This window comes from Streptomyces spongiae (genome assembly GCF_009377185.1).
GTDB classification, from domain to species: domain Bacteria; phylum Actinomycetota; class Actinomycetes; order Streptomycetales; family Streptomycetaceae; genus Streptomyces; species Streptomyces spongiae.
This window is the reverse complement of record NZ_VJZC01000981.1, coordinates 1-2,038: the sequence shown is the minus strand read 5'-3', so window position 1 is coordinate 2,038 and position 2,038 is coordinate 1. Positions and strand designations below refer to the sequence as shown.

Genomic DNA, 2,038 nt, shown 5'->3' with positions numbered 1-2,038 from the left:
CACACAGTCGATGAAGACGACCGGGTAGACGCTGTCCAGCGGACGGTTCTGCCACTCCGTCATGCCGGCCATCACGCTGTCGGTGATCGTGGAGATCGTGGACTTGGAGATTTCCGCGCCGTACACCCAGGGCTTCGGCAAAGTGACGGATCGCCCGATTGGTCACGGTCTGCGTTGGGTGGACCGCCCGGACGGCGGCTTTGTCGTAGTAGAGCAAGACAGCGACACCATCGGTGTACGGCTGCCCAGTGCAGCAAGGCGGGACGGTGAGGTTGGGGTGCGGACCTTACGGTGCTCGGCCGAACCGACGGGATCGTGATCGCCCCTCAGCCTCCGGCAAGAGCTCTGCGAAGGTGGCTCTGACTTCCCGCGCGGTGTCGGCGAAGGTCTCCGGATCGGCGGCGGCGAGTCGCCGGTAGATGACCATGCTCTCCGAGAGAGTGTTCAGGACGTCCGACATGTCGCCATGCATGTTGTATTTCGACAAGCTCAAGGCGTACAGGGCTTGGGCGAGGCGCGGCAGGTGGGCAGCCGGGTCGGCTCCGGCCAGGCGTCTGCGGATGTCGACGGCTTCCTCGACGGCAAACCGGGCCTCCAGTTCCCGGTTGCATCCGGAGAGCATCATGCCTTGCTCGAACAGGGCATGTGCGAGTCCCGCTTCGTGGGCCGCAGGATCGGCCGCGACCAGCCGACGACATACGGTCACCGTCTCCGTGGTAATCGGCAGGGCCTCGGCGTAACGTTCCTCGGACTGCAGCAGGGTGCTGAGGCGGCCCAACACTGTCGCCAGGCTCTCATCATTGGCCGCAGGGTTCCCGGCGGCGAGCTTGCGGTAGATCCCGGCCGATTCTTCAGTGGCAGCGTATGCCTCGGCCTGGTGTCCCGCAGCTACTTTGCAGGTGCCCAGGTTGAACAGAGCCATGGCGAGCCCTTGCTCGTTGGCAAGGCTCCATTTGAGGACGAGCTGACGCCATAGGGTCACGGACTCCTCGGCGGCGGCGAGGGCGTCAGCGAGCCGATCGGCCTTGAACAGGTGGCTGCCGTAGTTGTTCAGTGCCATGGCGAGGTCGAAGGTGTGGGCTGCCGGATTGACCTCTACGGTCTTTCGGAACCCGATCACGGCTTTCTCGGTCGCGGCAAGGGCCTCCTCCGTACGCCCCTGATCTGCCAGACGCGCGCCGAGGTTGAGCTGAGCGCGGGCGTCCTCACTCACATAGAAGCGGACTCCGTCGGCGCCCAGGCGGTCCCTGATGGCGGCGGACTCCTCTGCGGCGGCTAGGGCTTCGGCCCCCCTGCCCACTTCGGACAGCCGTGTGGCGAGGTTGCTCAGAGCGTCTCCCAGACTCTGCTCGTCGAGGGAGGTGGCATGGTCGCCGTCGATCAGCCGGCGGTTCAGTGCGACGGCCTCTTCGGCCGTCTCCAGCGCCTCCTCTTGCTGGCCGAGCTCTGCAAGGTAGGCGCCGTACCAGTTCAGTGAGGAAGCCAGGAGGGGCGCGTTGAAGAACGGCTGGTCATCGGCGAGTTGGCGCCAGATCTCTACGCCGTCACGGGCCATGTCGGCGGCCCGCTCGTGGAAGCCGGCGCGGTACAGCCGTTCGGCGAGCTCGGTTCGGCACATGGCATGCAGGTGGAGGTTGTCGGTGCGTTCGATGCGCGGCCCGATGACGCGGTGCGTGATGGCGGCGATGCCCCCGGCGAGGTCTGCGTGTGGTCCGTTGGGCAGCACGGTCTCAATGGCCTCCAGAGCGGCGGTGTCGGCGCTCTCCTGCATGGCGAGTGCGAGCAGAGCGGCGTTGCCGGCCTGGACGGCCAGCTGGGGGTGTTGCTTCAGCAGCGGATAGAGGTAGTCGGATCCGACGTGCGGCCATCGTTCCGCTGCCGCCGTCAGGGTGGGGATGGCGCGGGAGAGGTAGGGCGGAGGGGCGGCCTCGCCCACCGTGGGCACGTTCCCGGTGGGGCCCCAAGTCCTCGCCGTGTGCGCGGCCTCTGCGGTTTGTACGGTTTCTGCGGTGAGTACGGTCTCTGCGGTGGCCGGGGC

1 protein-coding gene and 1 pseudogene are annotated in these 2,038 nt (G+C 66.9%); both read right to left on the bottom strand.

Going from position 1 to position 2,038, the window contains the following annotated elements:
• Positions 1-126, bottom strand: a pseudogene (locus tag FNH08_RS49375) (transposase); the annotation flags it as partial.
• Between the two features lie 160 nt (positions 127-286).
• Positions 287-2,038 (bottom strand): tetratricopeptide repeat protein (locus tag FNH08_RS49370; RefSeq protein WP_228034855.1); only part of this gene is annotated, 1,752 nt, incomplete at its 5' end.